The 16809-nt window shown below is 70.1% G+C and carries 15 protein-coding genes; 9 read left to right on the plus strand and 6 right to left on the minus strand.

Features of this window, described 5'->3' with window-relative positions; translation table 11 throughout:
• Nucleotides 1-358: 358 nt before the first annotated feature.
• Genes D7Y11_RS35370 through D7Y11_RS35380 form a run of 3 tightly spaced genes read right to left on the minus strand, consistent with a single transcriptional unit; the run spans nucleotide 359 to nucleotide 2483 of the window.
• Nucleotides 359-1915 (minus strand): PepSY domain-containing protein, encoded by a 1557-nt coding sequence (locus D7Y11_RS35370; RefSeq protein WP_126935887.1) that lies wholly within the window; start codon nucleotides 1913-1915, stop codon nucleotides 359-361.
• Nucleotides 1912-2199: a hypothetical protein gene (locus D7Y11_RS35375; RefSeq protein ID WP_121753173.1), complete on the minus strand. Its 288-nt coding sequence runs from the start codon at nucleotides 2197-2199 to the stop codon at nucleotides 1912-1914. The genes D7Y11_RS35370 and D7Y11_RS35375 overlap by 4 nt, the downstream gene beginning before the upstream one ends.
• Nucleotides 2196-2483 (minus strand): hypothetical protein, encoded by a 288-nt coding sequence (locus tag D7Y11_RS35380; protein WP_121753179.1) that lies wholly within the window; start codon nucleotides 2481-2483, stop codon nucleotides 2196-2198. Before D7Y11_RS35380 ends, D7Y11_RS35375 begins: the two co-directional genes overlap by 4 nt.
• Nucleotides 2484-2664: 181 nt before the next feature.
• Between D7Y11_RS35380 and D7Y11_RS35385 the strand changes: the two genes are divergently transcribed.
• Nucleotides 2665-3039: a GFA family protein gene (locus tag D7Y11_RS35385; RefSeq protein ID WP_120574464.1), complete on the plus strand. Its 375-nt coding sequence runs from the start codon at nucleotides 2665-2667 to the stop codon at nucleotides 3037-3039.
• 3 nt (nucleotides 3040-3042) lie between these two features.
• Here D7Y11_RS35385 and D7Y11_RS35390 read toward each other — a convergent pair whose 3' ends face one another.
• Nucleotides 3043-3915, minus strand: coding sequence for an oxidoreductase (locus tag D7Y11_RS35390; RefSeq protein WP_120574463.1), 873 nt, complete (start codon nucleotides 3913-3915; stop codon nucleotides 3043-3045).
• Nucleotides 3916-4012: 97 nt separating this feature from the next.
• Here D7Y11_RS35390 and D7Y11_RS35395 point away from each other — a divergent pair, with 97 nt between their 5' ends.
• Together D7Y11_RS35395 and D7Y11_RS35400 are read left to right on the plus strand one after the other, a co-directional pair.
• The gene (locus tag D7Y11_RS35395) at nucleotides 4013-4600 is read left to right on the plus strand and encodes a TetR family transcriptional regulator (protein ID WP_126935888.1); all 588 of its coding nucleotides are present in this window, start codon (nucleotides 4013-4015) and stop codon (nucleotides 4598-4600) included.
• Nucleotides 4601-4625: 25 nt separating this feature from the next.
• The gene (locus D7Y11_RS35400) at nucleotides 4626-5090 is read left to right on the plus strand and encodes a hypothetical protein (RefSeq protein ID WP_120574461.1); all 465 of its coding nucleotides are present in this window, start codon (nucleotides 4626-4628) and stop codon (nucleotides 5088-5090) included.
• Nucleotides 5091-5513: 423 nt separating this feature from the next.
• Here D7Y11_RS35400 and D7Y11_RS35405 read toward each other — a convergent pair whose 3' ends face one another.
• Nucleotides 5514-6461, minus strand: coding sequence for an AraC family transcriptional regulator (locus D7Y11_RS35405; protein ID WP_120574459.1), 948 nt, complete (start codon nucleotides 6459-6461; stop codon nucleotides 5514-5516).
• 94 nt (nucleotides 6462-6555) lie between these two features.
• Here D7Y11_RS35405 and D7Y11_RS35410 point away from each other — a divergent pair, with 94 nt between their 5' ends.
• Both D7Y11_RS35410 and D7Y11_RS35415 read left to right on the plus strand, forming a co-directional pair.
• A complete protein-coding gene (locus D7Y11_RS35410; protein ID WP_120574458.1) occupies nucleotides 6556-6987 on the plus strand; it encodes a nuclear transport factor 2 family protein in 432 nt (143 codons plus the stop codon).
• A complete protein-coding gene (locus tag D7Y11_RS35415; protein ID WP_126935889.1) occupies nucleotides 6984-7832 on the plus strand; it encodes an NmrA family NAD(P)-binding protein in 849 nt (282 codons plus the stop codon). The genes D7Y11_RS35410 and D7Y11_RS35415 overlap by 4 nt, the downstream gene beginning before the upstream one ends.
• On the opposite strand, the gene D7Y11_RS35420 is transcribed toward D7Y11_RS35415, so the two are convergent.
• Entirely contained in the window at nucleotides 7797-8255 is a 459-nt protein-coding gene (locus tag D7Y11_RS35420; protein WP_120574456.1) for a hypothetical protein, read from the minus strand. The two genes, D7Y11_RS35415 and D7Y11_RS35420, sit on opposite strands and share 36 nt — an antisense overlap.
• Nucleotides 8256-8559: 304 nt before the next feature.
• On the opposite strand from D7Y11_RS35420, the gene D7Y11_RS35425 reads away from it, so the two are divergent.
• The 4 genes from D7Y11_RS35425 to D7Y11_RS35440 all read left to right on the plus strand — a co-directional run.
• Nucleotides 8560-9804 carry an MdtA/MuxA family multidrug efflux RND transporter periplasmic adaptor subunit gene (locus D7Y11_RS35425; RefSeq protein ID WP_126935890.1) on the plus strand — a complete coding sequence of 415 codons (1245 nt, stop codon included), beginning with the start codon at nucleotides 8560-8562 and terminating at the stop codon, nucleotides 9802-9804.
• Complete coding sequence (locus D7Y11_RS35430) at nucleotides 9805-12870, plus strand: multidrug efflux RND transporter permease subunit (RefSeq protein ID WP_126935891.1); 3066 nt, start codon at nucleotides 9805-9807, stop codon at nucleotides 12868-12870.
• Nucleotides 12867-15971 carry a multidrug efflux RND transporter permease subunit gene (locus tag D7Y11_RS35435; protein WP_126935892.1) on the plus strand — a complete coding sequence of 1035 codons (3105 nt, stop codon included), beginning with the start codon at nucleotides 12867-12869 and terminating at the stop codon, nucleotides 15969-15971. Before D7Y11_RS35430 ends, D7Y11_RS35435 begins: the two co-directional genes overlap by 4 nt.
• Nucleotides 15972-15981: 10 nt before the next feature.
• Nucleotides 15982-16809 (plus strand): TolC family protein (locus tag D7Y11_RS35440; RefSeq protein ID WP_158642039.1); only part of this gene is annotated, 828 nt, incomplete at its 3' end.

Raw genomic sequence — 16809 nt, forward strand, 5'->3', positions numbered from 1 at the left:
CATCCGCCGGCTGCTGACACGCAGCCGGCTTTTTTGCGTCTACTTCGTGCTGGAGGCCCCTGCCTCCCTTGAGGCTCAGTAGCCAGTCAGCCTTCACCCCTATTCCGCGCAGACCTCCTGTCGGACAAGTTTTGGAACCTCATGCCCGGGATGGGCCCCTGCCCCCTCCGAGCAGCGGAAACCTGTCCGACTGTCCGACAAGTTTTGGAACCCCACACCCAGGGAGGGTCTCCGTCCCGGCCGATGCGCGGAAATCTGTCCGACTGTCCGACAGGTTTGGCGGACCGCGTCGAGCAGGGGGCGGACTGCATGGGAGTCCGGGGCCCGGCGCGTCTCGCGCGCATGTCAGCCCCTGTGATTACGCTTTGACGAGGGGCCCTTCGGGCGCGGCGCCACCGGACACGGGCTCCTCCGTCTTACGCCTGCGCAGACCCCACGCGAGCCCGCCGCAACCCAGCGCCATCGCGGTCAGGAACGCCTCCGCCATGAACACCGGAGGCAGGCCGCGAGACAGCGCCGTGAACAGGTTCGCGTCCTGCGTCACCACGTCGCCCACCACCACCGCGCCGAACAGCACCGCTGCCGCGGCGCTCAACACGCTGCCCACCTGGCGCGACGACCCTCGCGGCACGAGCGCGATGACCACCGCGAGCGCCCACGCGCCCAGGAACAGGCCGAACTCCCAGTCGCCTCGCCGCTCCAGGGCCCACGGAAGCACTCGGTTCGCGGCGCAGTACACCGCCGTGCCGAACGCGAGCCCTGCGGACACACCCACCGTCAGCCGCTCCAGCACGCGATTGCCCCTATGCGTGCGCAGCGGATCCCGGCGCTCCAGCCAGATGAGATTGCCGGTGACGAGCACCGCGCACATCGCCAGCGCGAGCAGCGCGTAGATCGGCTTCATCAGCGCCTCCGCGAACCGGCCCGCGTGCAGGTCGAAGAGCAGCCGCTCGAAGGAGAAGTTCGGCGTGCGGGACTCCACGCTCGACCCGAACGTCTCTCCGCTCACGCTGTCCACGTGCGCGAAGTGGTCCGGCCCCAGCGGGGACAACTGGAAGTACACGCCCGCCCAGCCGCGCGCGTCGCCGTAGTCGTGAAGCTCCACGTATCGGGGCGTGCCCTCCGCGCCAGGCACCGACGCGCGCGCCCGGTCCACCACCGTGTCCAGCGACAGCATGGGCGCGTCCTTCCCCGCCGCCTCCCGCACGGGCACGCTGTAGCCGCGCAGCTTCGTCACCCGGTCCGCCTGTCCCCGGTACACCACGCTCCCGAAGCCCTGCGCCGCCAGCCCCGCCAGGCACAACACCGCCCCCGTCCACGCCAGCATCGCGGTGAACGGCAGCCCGAAGACGCCCAGCACCTTGTGCGCGTCCGACGCGGAGAAGCGCGGCTTCGCCGTGGGACGGAAGCGCCACCACTGCGCGCGCAGGTCCTTCAGGTGGATCCACAGACCGCTGACCAGCGCCACCAGCAGCGCCACTGACACCAGCCCCGTGAACTCCATCCCCCAGGGCACCCGGTAGAAGAAGTGCATCCAGTACAGCTCGCTCGCCAGCCGGCTGCGCTCCGGCAGCGCTGTGCCGGTGAGCGGGTCCAGCCACAGCACGCGCAGCCCCGTGGGCTCGAAGAGGTACGCGGTGATGAACCGCGTCTCCTCGTGCGTGAGCATTCCCACGTGAGCGCCGCGCGGCAGCGGCCCCTGCTCCCGCACCCGGTCGAGCATCAGGTCGAACGACGGCGGTGACTCCGAGGGCGGCGCGACGTGGAGCGCGGGCTCCTGCCACACCTCCAGCTCCTCGCGGAACATCGCGAAGACGCCACAGAAGAAGATGACGAACAGGAACAGGCTGGCGACGACGCCCGCCCACGCGTGCAGGTCGAACTGGATGCGGAACGTCCGGGGCGACAGCTTCATCGCGGCCCCCGCACGGCCAGCGCGACGGCCACCGGCACCACCACCGCCAGGCACACGCCCCACGCCACCCGGCCATTCCGCGCCAGCGGCAGCGCGCACGCGAATCCCACCCACACGGGCAGCACCACGTGGAAGCCCAGCGCGAAGGCCCACGGCCCCGACACCGGCAGGAACGCCATCACCGCCGCGCCCACCGCGAACGCCGCGAGCGGAGCCCCCATCACCGTCGCCAGCGTCCGCGCGACGGAGTGGTTCGCCGCATTGTTACCGCGACCCGCGCTCATCGCCCCACGCCCATCAGCGCCACCGGCACCAGTCCCGCCACGCCACTCGCCCACGCGAACGTGCGCGCCCGCGAAGGCCGAGGCGAGAGCACCAGCACCAGCACCGAGGCCGCCGTCATCGCGAGCACCAGCAGCACCAGCAGCCCCGCCACCCACCCGAAATCGCCCACGCAGCACCCCAGCGACGCGAGCCCAGGCACGGCCGCGAGCCACCGCGCACGGCCACCCACGCCCATCCACGACACCGCCGACACGCAGAAGCACAGCGCGGCGAGGCTCAACATCGCGTCCACCGCGCGACCCCGTCTCTTGGCTCTAAGTTGATAATGATTTGCATCCTCACGACTGCCCCCATGCCTGTCAAGGCAGGCGGAAGGCACCCGTGCTCACGGTGCGAGCGTCGACGCACGAACACCGCGCGCGCACCGCGCTTCCAGGAAATGCCACGCTTCGGATGATGACGGGATGAGCGAAGCCGGGACCTTGAAGGGAAGCTGTCACTGCGGTGCGACGCGGTTCGAAGTGACCGTGCACCCCAAGGACGTCACCCGCTGCAACTGCACATTCTGCTCCAAGCGCGGCGTGCTCTGGGCCTACTACGAGCCCGAGCAGGTGACCTTCACGCGCCGCGAGAACGTGGCCACCTACGCGCGCAACGAGCCCGTGGCGCACCACCACTGCCAGCAGTGCGGCTGCGGCACGTGGACGGACACGCCCGTCTGGGAAGACAACGCGCCCGTGCCCGGCAGGTTCAAGGTGGGCCTCAACGCGCGCCTGTTCGACGACTTCAATCTGGACGCGGTGCGCGTGAGGTTCGTGGACGGCCGCAACCTCTGGTAGCCGTCAGAAGCGCGGGGCCGGAGCGCGGGCCTCCGGGAAGTCGGTGGACACGGAGAGGTCCTTCCACTTCTGGTCCTCCGCCTTGAGCGCATCCAGCTTCTGCTGTGACAACTCGAACGCGTCGCTGCCCAGCACCAGGTGCAGCGGCGGGGACTCCATCGAGGCCACCTGGAGCAGCACCTGCGCCGCGCGGTCCGGGTCCCCTGCCTCCTTGCCCGTTCGCGAACGCATGTGCTGGGCCACCACGCCCACCGTGGGCGCGTACTCCGGCCGGAACTCCGGGATGGTCATGGACGCTCCCGCCCAATCCGTGCGGAAGCCACCCGGCTCCAGCACCGTCACCTTCACGCCGAAGGGCGCGGCCTCCTTGGCCAGGACCTCGGAGAGGCCTCCCACTGCCCACTTCGCGGCCTGATACGCGCCCAGCCCCGGCGTGGACAGGCGGCCTCCCACGGACGAAACCTGGATGATGTGCCCGGAGCGCTGCTCGCGGAGCACCGGCAGCGCGGCCCTCGTGACGTTCAGGACGCCGAAGAGGTTGGTGTCGAGCTGCGAGCGGAAGTCTTCGTCCGTCACCTGCTCGATGGGCGCGAGGCCGCCGTAGCCCGCGTTGTTCACCACCACGTCCAGGCGGCCGAAGGCATCTACTGCTGTCCGCACCGCGGCCCTCGCCTGCTCGGGGTTCGTCACGTCCAGCGCCACCGCGCGGACCCGGTCCCCGTAACGCTCCACCAGGGAAGCCAGCTGCTCCGGCTTGCGCGCCGTGGCCACCAGGCGGTGCCCGGCCGCCAGCACGGCCTCCGCGAAGCTGCGTCCCAGGCCTCGGGAGGAGCCGGTGATGAGCCAGACACGGGACGTCTCAGGGGTCGCACTCATGGCAGGAAATCCTTTCAACTAACCAGTTGGTTACATGGATATATTGGCCCTTCTGACAGGGTGCAACCCGGAATGGGCTGGGGCATGGTGGGCAAGCATGGCTGGAGACGCTCAGAAGACCCGGCAGCGCCTGTTGGAAGCGGCCGCGGAGGAGTTCTCGGAGAAGGGCATCGCGGGCGCGCGCGTGGACCGCATCGCGGCGGCGGCCGGCTGCAACAAGGCGCTCATCTATTCGTACTTCGGCAGCAAGGAGCAGCTGTTCGACGCGGTCTTCGAAGCGCACGTGGCGGAGGTGGCGCGCGAGACGCCCATCGACGCGGCGGACCTGCCCGCCTACGCGGGGCGGCTGTTCGACGGCTTCCAGGCCCGGCCGCAGGTGCTGCGCCTGGCCACCTGGTACGAGCTGGAGCACGGCCCCACCGTGGACATCCCGGAGCCTGTCGCGCGCAGCAACCAGCACAAGGCGGCCGCCATCGCGAAGGCACAGAAGGAAGGGCTGGTGTCGAAGCACTTCGCGGCGGACGAACTGCTGGCGCTGGTGCTGGCGCTGTCCAAGACGTGGGCCTTCCCGCTGTCGTACTGCGCCACGGCCACCCCGCCCACACCCGCGGAGATCCGCCGGCGGCGGCGCTCCGTAGTGGAGGCGGTCCGGCTGCTGGTGTCGCCCGTCAGTCCCACCTCGTGAACCACGTCAGGGCGCGGGCTTGAACATGAACTTCCGCCTTCCCTCGAACGCTGGCCACAACATGCTGGAAGGGAAGGTCCGGCGGGCCGTGTCCCTGGACTCGGAGCCCTGCCTGCTGCTCGAGCTGCGAAGCACCGGCAACTGCTTCCGCAGGGACAATCATGACTTCATGGAGGTCGTGGAAGACTTCGACCTCCGGCTGCCACAGGTCGTGGTGCTCCGCTCCCACTTCGACACGCTGCTGCGCGCACTCCGGCAATGGCAGGTCACCCAGGAGCCGTTCAGCCTGGACCTGGACCATGGCCGGGACGTCACCTGCACCGTCGAGGTCCGTGCTCACTCTGATGCGGCCAGCGACCGGTGGAAGCCGGACTTCACCCTCGTCTACGCGAGCCCGAAGGCGCGCATCGAGGTCAACTTCAGCGTGGACGCTTCGTGCCTGCTGGAGTGGACCGAGGGCCTGGAGCAGGCCGTGGCCATTCCCCACTGAAGGCCGCCGGAGGGCGCGTCATTCAGGGGCTGTCAGGACATCCTGTCAGGCGCAGTACTGACGTGCTGCGACACATTGCTCGCATATTGAGACTCATCGCGAAGCGGTGTTAGCCTTACAATGACTCTCAACCCGGAGGACACATGCGCGGAATTATTTCAGCGTTGATGTTTGGGCTGCTCGTTGGCTGTGGTGGCGCCATGGAGCCCGCGGCCGTGGATGACACGGCGAGCCAGACGGCGCCCGACGTCACCTCCTCGGTATTGCTTGAGTGCGAGGAGTTGGATGGCATGTCCTGTCCCTCTGCTGGGGCCAATCCGCGTCAGTGTATCCGCCCCGGAGGTGTGGGCCATGCCTTCTGCTATTGCGACGGGGAAGGGTACGATTACTGGCGCTGCTATTACTGAAACCGGGACCCGCGGCTCACGCTGAAGTCTGACGCGTGGCCGCACGCCGATACGCTCCGGGCCCCACGCCCCAGCGGCGCTTGAAGGCCTTGCTGAAGGCGGGCGCGCTTTCGTAGCCGGCGCGCTCGGCGATGGTGTCCAGGCTGTCGTTGGATTCATGCAGCCAGCGCGCGGCGCGGATCATCCGCCATTGGGCCAGGTAGCGCAGCGGTGTCTCGCCCACCAGCGAGTGGAAGCGCGCGGCGAACCCGGAGCGCGACACGCCCACGGACCGAGCCAGCCGCTCCACCGTCCATGGGGTGCCGGGCTGTTCGTGCATCAGCGCGAGTGCGTTCCCGATGGCGGGGTCGGCCAGCGCCTTCCACCCCGCCTGCTTCGTTCCCCCAAGTGACGTCTGGGCCCGCAGCGCGTGGACGAGCAGCACGTCCGCCAGTCGGCCCAGCACCAGCGCGCTTCCCGGCCCCGGCAGGGCGGTCTCCGCGGTGATGAGCTGCACGCTCGCGGCGAGCGAGGGCGTCCCCTGCCCCTCCTGCGTGGACAGGCGGATGACGGAGGGAAAGGCCCGCAGCAGCGGATGCGCAGGGTCCACGCCGAACTGGAAGCAGCCGGTGATCAGCGTGGTGAGCGGCCCGGTTCCCCCCAGCCGCGTGGCCGGTGGACGGAGCATCTGGGATGGGACGAAGTCGCTCGCGGCGGGGTTGCGGCGGCCGCCGTCATCCAGCACGTGCGCGGGCGCGCGGGGCAGCAGCACCACGTCTCCGGCGGACAGGAACACCGGCTTCGCCGTGCCCTCCACCTGGAGGCGCAGGCTTCCGCGCGCCACCACGTAGAAGGAGGCGTTGGCCTTGCGAGGCATGCGCACCGCCCAGGGCGCCCCCAGCTCGAAGCGGCCGAAGAGCAGCGTCTTGAAACGCAGCGTCTCCAGCACGTCGGAGACCACGTCGGTCTTTCCGTCCGGGGGCATTGGACTCGAAGACAGTTCTTTTGGACGCAGTGACATGGAGCGTCCATAACGGGCGCCCTATTCCTGGTCCATCACCTCTTGCTGGAGGCCGCACATGGACCGCACTTCTCCTGACCTGGCACGGCTGATGGACGCGCACCTCGCGCTCATCGCCACGGACGTCGAGCGCTGGCTGACGCTCTTCGCGGACGACGCCGTCGTCGAGTTCCCCTATGCCTCCTCGCTCGGCGGGCCTGCCCGGCTGGAGGGCATCAAAGCCATCCGCGCCTACTTCGCGCCCATCACGAAACACTTCCGGGGGCTTACCTTCACGAACGTCCAGCGCTCCCCGAGCGTGGATCCAACGACAGGCTGGATGGAGGTGCACGGCTCCGCGACGCTGCAGCCCGGGAACATCCCCTACGAACAGGACTACGTGATGCGGATGCAGGTGCGTGACGGCCGCATCGTGCACTACCGCGAGTATTGGAACCCGCTGGCCGCGCCCCGCGGCACCTTCGAGTCCTTCGCGAAGGAGCAGGCATGACGCGCATCCTCGTCATCGGAGCCGCCGGCAACACGGGCCGCCCCATCGCGGAAGGGCTCACGGCCGAGGGCTTCACGGTGCGCACCGCCACGCGCGACACACGGCCGCCCGTCACCGCCGCCGAACACGTGCGCTTCGACTGGGCGGACTTGTCCACGCACAGGCCCGCGCTGGAGGGCGTGGACCGCATGTATGTCCTGGCCCCCGCGTTGGTGGAAGACCCGTCCGTCCTCATGATTCCCGTCCTGGAACGGGCGCTGGCTGGCGGCGTGCGGCGGGTCGTCCTGCTTTCCGCGTCCGTCGTTCCGGAGGAGGGCCCGGGGCTGGGGAAGGTGCACCACTTCCTGCGCGGGCACGTGTCCGAGTGGAGCGTGCTGCAGCCGTCATGGTTCATGCAGAACTTCATCAGCCCCGTCCATCATCACCACGCCAGCCTCCGCCGCGACGGCCGGCTGGTGACGGCCACGGGCCAGGGGCGGGTGGGCTTCGTGGACGCGGAGGACATCGCGGCGGTGGGGGTCCGCGCGCTCGCGGACGCGAAGTCGCACGACACCGCGCATGTCATCACCGGCCCCCAGGCGCTGAGCTACGACGACCTCGCGGCCATCCTGTCCCGGGTGTCGGGTCGCTCCATCCGGCATGTGCACGCGACGCCCGAAGAGGCACAGCGGCACCTTCAGGACTCCGGCATGCCGGAAGCCTACGCGCGCTTCCTCACGATGCTCGACACGCTCATCCGAGACGGGACGGAGGACCGCGTGACGGACACCGTGCAGCGGGTCACCGGCCGCGCTCCACGCGACTTCGAATCATTCACCCGGGCCCACCTGGACGCCTGGCGTTGAGTTCGTGTCCGGGCCCAGGACGCTCACGCCCTTGACGCCGATGACGATGACCGCCGTCAGCGCGATGACGGCGCCGAGGATCATCATCGGCAGCTTCACCCAGAAGGGCGTGCGGTCCCACGGGCGCCCCGTCAGGAGGCCGGTGAGGCCCGCGATGAAGTAAGCGGCGCCCAGGAAGAACGTGGGGAGCGTCAGGAGCTGGGACAAGACACTGTTGCCGCCAAATCCCAACCAGACCAGGCCCGCCATGATGACGGCGCCCAGCAGCACCAGTCCCGTGCCCTTCGCCAGGAGCCCCAGCGCGCGGCGCCGGACAGCACCGGGCGTGAGCGACGCGTGGTTGCTCCCCGCCTCGGCGGACAGCCGCTGCACGCCGTCCAGCGCGAGCTGCCCTTCGAGGCCGGGCTTCGTCTCGGAACTCATGGCCCGGGAGTCTACGGGCTTCCCGTCGCCGTTCGCCATCGCACAGGCGCGCCGCCGCCCGGGTGGCGGACGGCGGCGCGGACGGCTCAGGTGCAGTACTTCGGATAGTGGGTGTTCGGCAGGCAGACCATGACCTGCCCACCGATGCAACCACAGCGGTTGGAGTCGCAGTCCATCGCGGTGATGTCCGTTGGAGGGCAGCGCCCCTCCCTTCGGACGGCTTGAGGGCCCGCGCGTCCGAACACACGTTGGGAGGCCCTGAACCGCCGGCTCCTCCACGGTGGGTCCCCTGGCGGTTCTTCGCATGCCCACGCCCCCTCCTCCCCATCACCGGCGCCCTCGCTGGGGGTGGCTGATGCTGCTCGCGGGGCTCCTCGTGCTGTCCATCATCGTCGCGCGGAGGCTCGAGCATCCCCGGGGCTCCGGCCACGCGGCCGCTGACGGCGGCGCGGGTGCACAGGGCCATGGGGCACGGGGCCCCCAGTCCGTGGTCACGGCACGAGCGGGGACCCGGGATGTCCCAGTGTTCCTCACCGGTCTGGGCGCGGTGACGCCTACCGCCTCCGTCGCCGTGCACTCCCGGGTGGACGGTCAATTGATGCGAGTGGCCTTCCAGGAGGGCCAGAACGTCAAGGAAGGCGACCTGCTGGCTGAAATAGACCCGCGCCCCTTCCTCAGCCAGTTGGAGCAGGTCCGGGGACAACTCGCCCGCGACGAGGCCGTGCTGGAGAACGCCCGCGTCGACCTGCGTCGCTACACCGCGCTGCTGGAGCAGGACTCCGTCGCCCGGCAGACGCTGGACACCCAGCGGGCCCTGGTGCGCCAGTACCAGGGCATCGTGAAGGCGGACCGGGGCGCCGTCGCCACCGCCGAGCTCAACCTGGCCTATACGCGCATCACGTCCCCGGTGGCCGGCCGCGTCGGCCTGCGACTCGTGGACCCCGGCAACATCATCCACGCCGCGGATGCGACCGGGCTCGTCGTCGTCAACACCCTGCAACCCATCACGATGATCTTCTCCGTGCCCGAGGACCGCGTGCCGGAGGTCCTGGAGAAGCTCGACGCGCGCCAGCCCCTGGAGGTCCAGGCGCTCGACCGCACCCGGCAGCGGCTGCTCGACACCGGCACGCTGCTCACGGTGGACAACCAGGTGGACCCCAACACCGGCACCGTCCGGCTCAAGGCCACCTTCCCCAACCGTGAGTCGCGGCTGTTCCCCCAGCAGTTCGTCAACGCGCGGCTGCGCCTCGACGTCCTGCGCGACGCCACCGTCGTGCCCACCGCCGCGCTCCAGCACGGCGTCCAGGGCACCTTCGTCTACGTCGCCCAGGCAAACGACACCGTCGCCGTGCGCACGGTGATGACCGGCCCGGCGGACGGCGAGGACACCGTCGTCAGCCAGGGCCTGCGCCCAGGGGAAGAGGTGGTGGTGGAGGGCGCGGATCAACTCACCGACGGCGCCTCCATCCGGCGGCACGCGGCCACGCGGGGGCCTACCGCACCGGGCGTGGGTGGCAGCGGCACGGGCGCCGGGGACGGCGGGCGCTGAATGTCCGAGCCCTTCATCCTGCGGCCCGTCGCCACGTCGCTGCTGATGGTGGCCCTGCTGCTCGCGGGGGTGCTGTCGTACCGGCTGCTGCCCGTCTCCGCGCTGCCGGAGGTGAACTACCCCACCATCCAGGTCCTCACCTTCCAGCCCGGCGCGAGCCCGGAGGTGATGGCCTCCGGCGTCACCGCGCCGCTGGAGCGGCAGTTCGGGCAGATGCCCGGCCTCAACCAGATGACGTCGTCCAGTTCCAATGGCGCGTCCGTCATCACACTCCAGTTCACGCTCCAGATGAGCCTGGACATCGCGGAGCAGCAGGTCCAGGCCGCCATCAACGCCGCCGCGAACCTGCTGCCCTCGGACCTGCCGAACCCGCCCATCTACAACAAGGTCAACCCGGCGGACACGCCGGTCATCACCCTGGCCCTCACCTCCGACACCGTGCCGCTGACGCGGGTGGAGGACCTGGCCGACACGCGGCTGGCGCAGAAGCTGTCACAGCTCCCCGGCGTGGGGCTCGTGAGCATCAGCGGTGGCCAGCGCCCCGCCGTCCGCATCCAGGCGAACGGCCCCGCGCTCGCCGCGCACGGGCTGACGCTGGAGGACGTGCGCACCGCCGTCGCCGCCGCCAACGTCAACCTCCCCAAGGGCAGCTTCGACGGTCCCCGCCAGGCGTACACGCTCAACGCGAATGATCAGCGCCTGTCCAGCGGCGACTACGCCCCGCTCATCATCGCGTACCGGGACGGTGCACCCTTGCGCCTGTCCGACGTGGCCCACGTCTTCGACGGCGCGGAGAACGTCCGGCAGGCCGCTTGGGCCGGCACCACGCCCGCCGTCATCCTCAACGTGCAACGCCAGCCAGGGGCCAACGTCATCGCCGTCGTGGACAGCGTGCGCAAGCTGCTGCCCCAGCTCCAGGCCACCCTGCCCGCGCAGGTGAAGGTCACCGTCCTGAGCGACCGCACCACCACCATCCGCGCCTCCGTGAGCGACGTGCAGCGCGACCTGATGTTCTCCATCGCGCTGGTGGTGGGCGTCATCTTCGTGTTCCTGCGCAACGCCCCCGCCACCTTCATCCCCAGCGTCGCCGTGCCCCTGTCGCTCGTGGGCACCTTCGCGGCCATGTCTCTCCTGGGCTTCTCCCTCAACAACCTCACCCTGATGGCGCTCACCATCGCCACCGGCTTCGTCGTGGACGACGCCATCGTGATGATTGAAAACATCAGCCGCTACATCGAAGGCGGCACGCGCCCCCTGGACGCGGCGTTGAAGGGCTCCAAGCAGATTGGCTTCACCATCCTGTCGCTGACGGTGTCGCTCATCGCCGTGCTCATCCCCCTGCTCTTCATGGGGGACGTGGTGGGGCGGCTGTTCCGCGAGTTCGCCATCACGCTCGCGGTGACCATCCTCCTGTCCGCCGTCGTGTCGCTGACGCTCACCCCCATGCTGTGCTCGCGCCTCTTGCGCCGACACCCGCCGGAAGAGGACAGCCGCTTCGAGCGCGTCGTGGGCGGCGCCTTCCGCGGGCTGGTCCAGCGCTACGACACCGCGCTCACCTGGGTGCTCCGTCATCGCGCGCTCACGCTCCTGGTGGCGGCGGCCACGCTGGCGCTCACCGCGCTGTTGCTCCTGACCATCCCCAAGGGCTTCTTCCCCGTGCAGGACACCGGCGTCCTCCAGGGCATCTCCCAGGCGCCGCCGTCCATCTCCTTCCCCGCCATGGCCGAGCGCCAGCAGGCCCTGGCCCGCGCCGTGCTGGAGGACTCCGCCGTGGAAGGCCTGTCGTCCTTCATCGGCGTGGACGGCACCAACCTCACGCAGAACAGCGGCCGGATGCTCATCACCCTCAAGCCGCTCGCACAGAGGGGCGCCTCCGCCACGGAGGTCATCCGCCGGCTCCAGGCCGCGCTGGTGGACGTGCCGGGCATCTCCCTGTCGCTGTCGCCCGTGCAGGACCTGACGCTGGACAGCCGCGTGAGCCGCACGCAGTACCAGTACAGCCTGAGCTCCCCCGACGCCGCGGAGCTGGACACCTGGACGGGGCGGCTGGTGGACCACCTGTGCACGCGTCCGGAGCTGACGGACGTCGCCAGCGACCTCCAGAACGGCGGCCTGCGGCTGGACGTCACCCTGGACCGGGACACCGCCTCGCGGCTGGGCATCACGCCCCAGGATATCGACGACGCGCTCTACGACGCCTTCGGTCAGCGCCAGGTGTCCACCATCTTCACCCAGCTCAACCAGTACCGCGTGGTGCTGGAGGTGACCCCGGCGCTCCAGCGCGTGGACACCGCCCTGGACAACCTCTACCTGCGCTCCTCGGCGGGAGGCCCGGTGCCGCTAGGCACGCTCGCCACCGTGGGCCGGAGCCAGGGCCCGCTCACCATCAGCCGGCAGGGCCAGTTCCCCGTCGCCATCGTCTCCTTCAACCCTGGCCCGGACGTGTCGCTGTCCCAGGCGGTGGCCGCCTTCGATGGCGTGCGCGACCGGCTCCGGATTCCGGCCTCCGTCCAGACGGCCTTCGAGGGCACCGCGCGCACGTTCCAGGACTCGCTCGCCCACGAGGGCTTCCTGGTGCTCGCGGCGGTGGTGGTCGTCTACATCGTGCTGGGCGTCCTGTACGAATCGTACATCCACCCGCTCACCATCCTGTCCACGCTGCCGTCCGCGTGCCTGGGCGCGCTGCTCGCGCTGCGGCTGAGCGGGATGGAGCTGGGGATGATCGCCCTCATCGGCATCATCCTGCTCATCGGCATCGTGATGAAGAACGCCATCATGATGATCGACTTCGCGCTGGAGGCCGAGCGCGTGGAGAAGAAGCCCGCGCTCGACGCCATCCACGAGGCGTGCCTGTTGCGCTTCCGGCCCATCCTGATGACGACCATGGCGTCCATGCTGGGCGCCGTGCCACTGGCGCTGGGCGGCGGCATCGGCTCGGAGCTGCGCCAGCCGCTGGGCATCGCCATCATCGGCGGGCTCATGGTCAGCCAGCTGCTGACCCTGTTCACCACGCCCGTCATCTACCTGGGCTTCGACGCCCTGGCGCACCGGAGGCGGCGGTCATGAACCCGTCCGCGCTCTTCATCCGGCGCCCCGTCGCCACGTCCCTGCTGGCGGTGGGGCTGGCGCTCTTGGGAGCGCTCGCGTTCAAGCTGCTGCCCGTGGCGCCGCTGCCACAGGTGGAGTTCCCCACCATCAGCGTGCAGGCGCAGCTTCCGGGCGCCAGCCCCCAGACGATGGCCGCCTCCGTCGCGACGCCGCTGGAGCGGCAGCTGGGCCGCATCGCGGGCATCACGCAGATGACGTCGTCCAGCAACCTGGGCTCCACCAGCATCGTCGTGCAGTTCGACCTGTCGCGGAACATCGACGGGGCCGCGCGCGACGTCCAGGCCGCCATCAACGCCGCCCGGAGCAACCTGCCCGCCAACCTGCCCAACAACCCCACCTACCGGAAGGTGAACCCCGCGGACGCGCCCATCATGCTCCTGGCGCTGACGTCCGAGAACAAGGGGCGCGGGCAGCTCTACGACGTCGCGTCCACCGTCCTCCAGCAGAAGGTCTCCCAGGTGAAGGGCGTGGGCCAGGTCTTCGTGGGCGGCGGCGCGCTGCCCGCCGTGCGCGCGGAGGTGAACCCCACCGCGCTGAACAAGTACGGCCTGGGGCTGGAGGCGGTCCGCACCGCGCTGGGCGCGCAGAACGCCAACCGCCCCAAGGGCCAGCTGGAGGACGGCCCCCTCGCGTACACCCTCACCGCCACGGACCAACTGCTGCGCGCGGAGCAGTACCGCCCGCTCATCCTCTCCTATTCGAACGGCGCGCCGGTGCGACTCCAGGACGTGGCCCGGGTGACGGACAACGACGTGGAGGACGTGCACAGCCTGGGGCTCGCCAATGGCAGACAGGCCGTCATCCTGGTCATCTTCAAGCAGCCGGGCGCGAACGTCATCGACACCGTGGACGCGCTCCGGGAACGGCTGCCGGCGTTCCAGGCCACGCTCCCGGCGGACGTGGACCTCACGGTGATGATGGACCGCACCACCACCATCCGCGCCTCGCTGCGGGACGTGGAGGTGACGCTGCTCACGTCCATTGGCCTGGTCATCCTGGTGGTGTTCGCCTTCCTGGGCAACGCGCGCGCCACGCTCATCCCCAGCGTCGCCGTGCCGCTGTCACTCCTGGGCACCTTCGCGGTGATGGTGCTCCTGGGCTTCAGCCTGGACAACCTGTCCATGATGGCGCTGACCATCTCCACCGGCTTCGTGGTGGATGACGCCATCGTCGTCCTGGAGGACATCGAGCGGCACATCGAGGACGGCCTCTCCCCGCTGGAGGCGGCGCTGCGCGGCGCGCGCGAGGTCGGCTTCACCGTGCTGTCGATGAGCCTCTCCCTCATCGCCGTGTTCATCCCGCTGCTCTTGATGCAGGGCATCGTGGGGCGGCTGTTCCGCGAGTTCGCCATCACGCTGTCGGTGGCCATCCTCATGTCGCTGGTCGTGTCGCTGACGGTGACGCCGGTCATGTGCTCGCGGCTCCTGCGCGCCCGGAAGCCGGGCCGCGCCCGTGCCTCGTTCCAGCCCTTCGAACGCTTACGCCGGGGCTACGCGCGCAGCCTGGCGTGGTCGCTGGAGCATCCGGTGCTGCTGCTCCTGCTCACCTTCGCGGCGGTCGCGCTCAGCGCGTACCTGTTCGTCGTGGTGCCCAAGGGCTTCTTCCCACAGCAGGACACCGGCCGGCTCAGCGCCAGCATCCAGGCGGAGCAGGACATCTCCTTCGCTGCCATGCGCGAGAAGTTCACCGCCTACGTGAAGCTCATCGGGCAGGACCCGGCCGTGCAGGCGGTGGCGGGCTCCGTGGGCGGTGGCGGGCCGGGCGGTGGCTCCTCGAACGCGGGCACGCTCTACATCACGCTCAAGCCCCTGGAGGAGCGCAAGCTCAGCGCCGACGCCGTCATCGGGCGGCTGCGGGGGAAACTCCAGGCCGTGCCCGGCGCGACCGTGTACCTCCAGTCCGCGCAGGACCTGGTCATCGGCGGGCGGCTGGGCAACGCGCAGTACCAGTACACCCTGTCCGCGGACTCACTGACCGAACTCGACCAGTGGGCGCCCCGCGTGCTGGAGCGCTTGAAGCAGGTGCCCGGCCTGATGGACGTCAACAGCGACCAGCGCAGCCACGGCCTGGAGACGAACGTGGTGGTGGACCACGACACGGCGGCGCGCTTCGGGCTCACGGCGGCGCAAATCGACGACGTGCTCTACGACGCCTTCGGCCAGCGCCAGGTGTCCACGATGTACACCGGGCGCAACCAGTACCACGTGGTGATGGTGGTGCAGACGCCCTTCTGGCAGCGGCCGGAGAGCCTGAACGACATCTACGTGACGGGCGCCTCCGGGGCACAGGTGCCGCTGGCCGCGTTCGCGAGCTTCGCGCCCGCGAGCACGCTCCTGTCCGTCAACCACCAGGGCCAGTTCCCCTCCGCCACGATGTCCTTCAACCTGAAGCCGGGGACGTCCCTGGGCTCGGTGGTGACGGAGATTGAAGCCGCCGTGCGCGGCCTGGGCCTGCCCGCGGACATCCGGGGCGACTTCAGCGGCGCGGCCCAGGCGTTCCAGGCGTCGCTCGCCACGGAGCCGATGCTCATCGCCGCCGCGCTGTTCGCCGTCTACATCGTGCTGGGCATCCTCTACGAGAGCCTCATCCACCCGCTGACCATCCTGTCCACGCTTCCGTCGGCGGGGGTCGGCGCGCTGCTCGCGCTGCTGCTGTTCCGGCTGGACCTGTCCATCATCGCGCTCATCGGCATCATCCTGCTCATCGGCATCGTGAAGAAAAACGCCATCATGATGATCGACTTCGCGCTGGTGACGGAGCGCGAGGAGCAGCTCGGTTCAAAGGAGGCCATCTTCCGCGCCGCGCAGCTGCGCCTGCGCCCCATCCTGATGACGACGATGGCGGCGCTCCTGGGAGCACTGCCCCTGGCACTGGGCACGGGCGTGGGCTCCGAGCTTCGCAAGCCCCTGGGCATCGCCATCGCCGGAGGGCTGTGCGTGAGCCAGCTGCTCACGCTCTACACCACCCCGGTCATCTACATGACCCTGGACCGCCTGGGCCGGCGGGTGCGCCAGTGGCGGGAGCGCCGCTTCGCGCACCGCCGCCACGAAGGCGCCTGAGGAGCGAACGATGCGCCTTCGCCTCCACGCCACTTCATGGCTCGCCTGCGGACTGATGACCGCCTGCGCGGTGGGCCCGGACTACCACCGTCCCCGCGTCGCGGTGCCCCAGCACTTCAAGGAAGCCGCGGACGGCTGGAAGCCCGCTGAGCCCAATGACAGACATGACCGGGGCGCGTGGTGGAAGCGCTTCAAGGACCCGGAGCTGGACGCGCTGGAGGAACGCGTCGCCCGCGCAAACCAGACAGTGGCGGGCTACGAGGCCGCGTACCGCCGCGCCCGCGCGCTGGTGGCCGAGGCCCGCGCGTCGCTCTTCCCCACCTTGGGGGCGTCCGGGTCGCTGACGCGGGCGCGCGGCGCGGGGCGGAGCGCCAATACCCCTACCGGCACCAACGCCGGCGTGCCCACCGTGGGCAACGTCCAGGACCTGTCCCTGGACGCCACGTGGGAGCCGGACCTCTGGGGCCGCGTGCGCCGGCAGGTCGCGGGCGCGAAGGCCAACGCCCAGGCCGCCGGCTCCGACCTGGACAACGCGAAGCTGTCCGCCCACGCCATGCTCGCGCAGAGCTACTTCCAGCTCCGCGCGCTGGACGCCACGCAGCGCCTGCTGGACGACGCCGTCGTGGGCTACCGCAAGTCCCTCCAGCTCACGCAGAACCGCTACGTGCAGGGCGTGGCGGCGCGGCCGGACGTGCTCCAGGCCCAGACGCAGCTGGCGCTGGCGCAGGCCGCCGCGACGGAGAACGAGATTGCCCGCGCGACCTACGAACACGCCATCGCGGTCCTCGTGGGCGAGCCCGCGTCCAGCTTCGCCCTGCCCCGCGTGCCACTTGCCGCC

This window comes from Corallococcus sp. AB018 (assembly GCF_003986945.1).
GTDB classification, from domain to species: Bacteria; Myxococcota; Myxococcia; order Myxococcales; family Myxococcaceae; genus Corallococcus; species Corallococcus exiguus.

Bases quoted from the DNA above. Each gene is read 5' to 3' on its own strand.
- D7Y11_RS35425 (WP_126935890.1), top strand. From the start codon at position 8,560: ATGCCCACGCCCCCTCCTCCCCATCACCGGCGCCCTCGCTGGGGGTGG.
- D7Y11_RS35375 (WP_121753173.1), bottom strand. From the start codon at position 2,199: ATGAGCGCGGGTCGCGGTAACAATGCGGCGAACCACTCCGTCGCGCGG.
- D7Y11_RS35430 (WP_126935891.1), top strand. From the start codon at position 9,805: ATGTCCGAGCCCTTCATCCTGCGGCCCGTCGCCACGTCGCTGCTGATG.
- D7Y11_RS35415 (WP_126935889.1), top strand. From the start codon at position 6,984: ATGACGCGCATCCTCGTCATCGGAGCCGCCGGCAACACGGGCCGCCCC.
- D7Y11_RS35370 (WP_126935887.1), bottom strand. From the start codon at position 1,915: ATGAAGCTGTCGCCCCGGACGTTCCGCATCCAGTTCGACCTGCACGCG.
- D7Y11_RS35405 (WP_120574459.1), bottom strand. From the start codon at position 6,461: ATGCCCCCGGACGGAAAGACCGACGTGGTCTCCGACGTGCTGGAGACG.
- D7Y11_RS35385 (WP_120574464.1), top strand. From the start codon at position 2,665: ATGAGCGAAGCCGGGACCTTGAAGGGAAGCTGTCACTGCGGTGCGACG.
- D7Y11_RS35390 (WP_120574463.1), bottom strand. From the start codon at position 3,915: ATGAGTGCGACCCCTGAGACGTCCCGTGTCTGGCTCATCACCGGCTCC.
- D7Y11_RS35395 (WP_126935888.1), top strand. From the start codon at position 4,013: ATGGCTGGAGACGCTCAGAAGACCCGGCAGCGCCTGTTGGAAGCGGCC.
- D7Y11_RS35400 (WP_120574461.1), top strand. From the start codon at position 4,626: ATGAACTTCCGCCTTCCCTCGAACGCTGGCCACAACATGCTGGAAGGG.
- D7Y11_RS35420 (WP_120574456.1), bottom strand. From the start codon at position 8,255: ATGAGTTCCGAGACGAAGCCCGGCCTCGAAGGGCAGCTCGCGCTGGAC.
- D7Y11_RS35410 (WP_120574458.1), top strand. From the start codon at position 6,556: ATGGACCGCACTTCTCCTGACCTGGCACGGCTGATGGACGCGCACCTC.
- D7Y11_RS35435 (WP_126935892.1), top strand. From the start codon at position 12,867: ATGAACCCGTCCGCGCTCTTCATCCGGCGCCCCGTCGCCACGTCCCTG.
- D7Y11_RS35380 (WP_121753179.1), bottom strand. From the start codon at position 2,483: ATGTTGAGCCTCGCCGCGCTGTGCTTCTGCGTGTCGGCGGTGTCGTGG.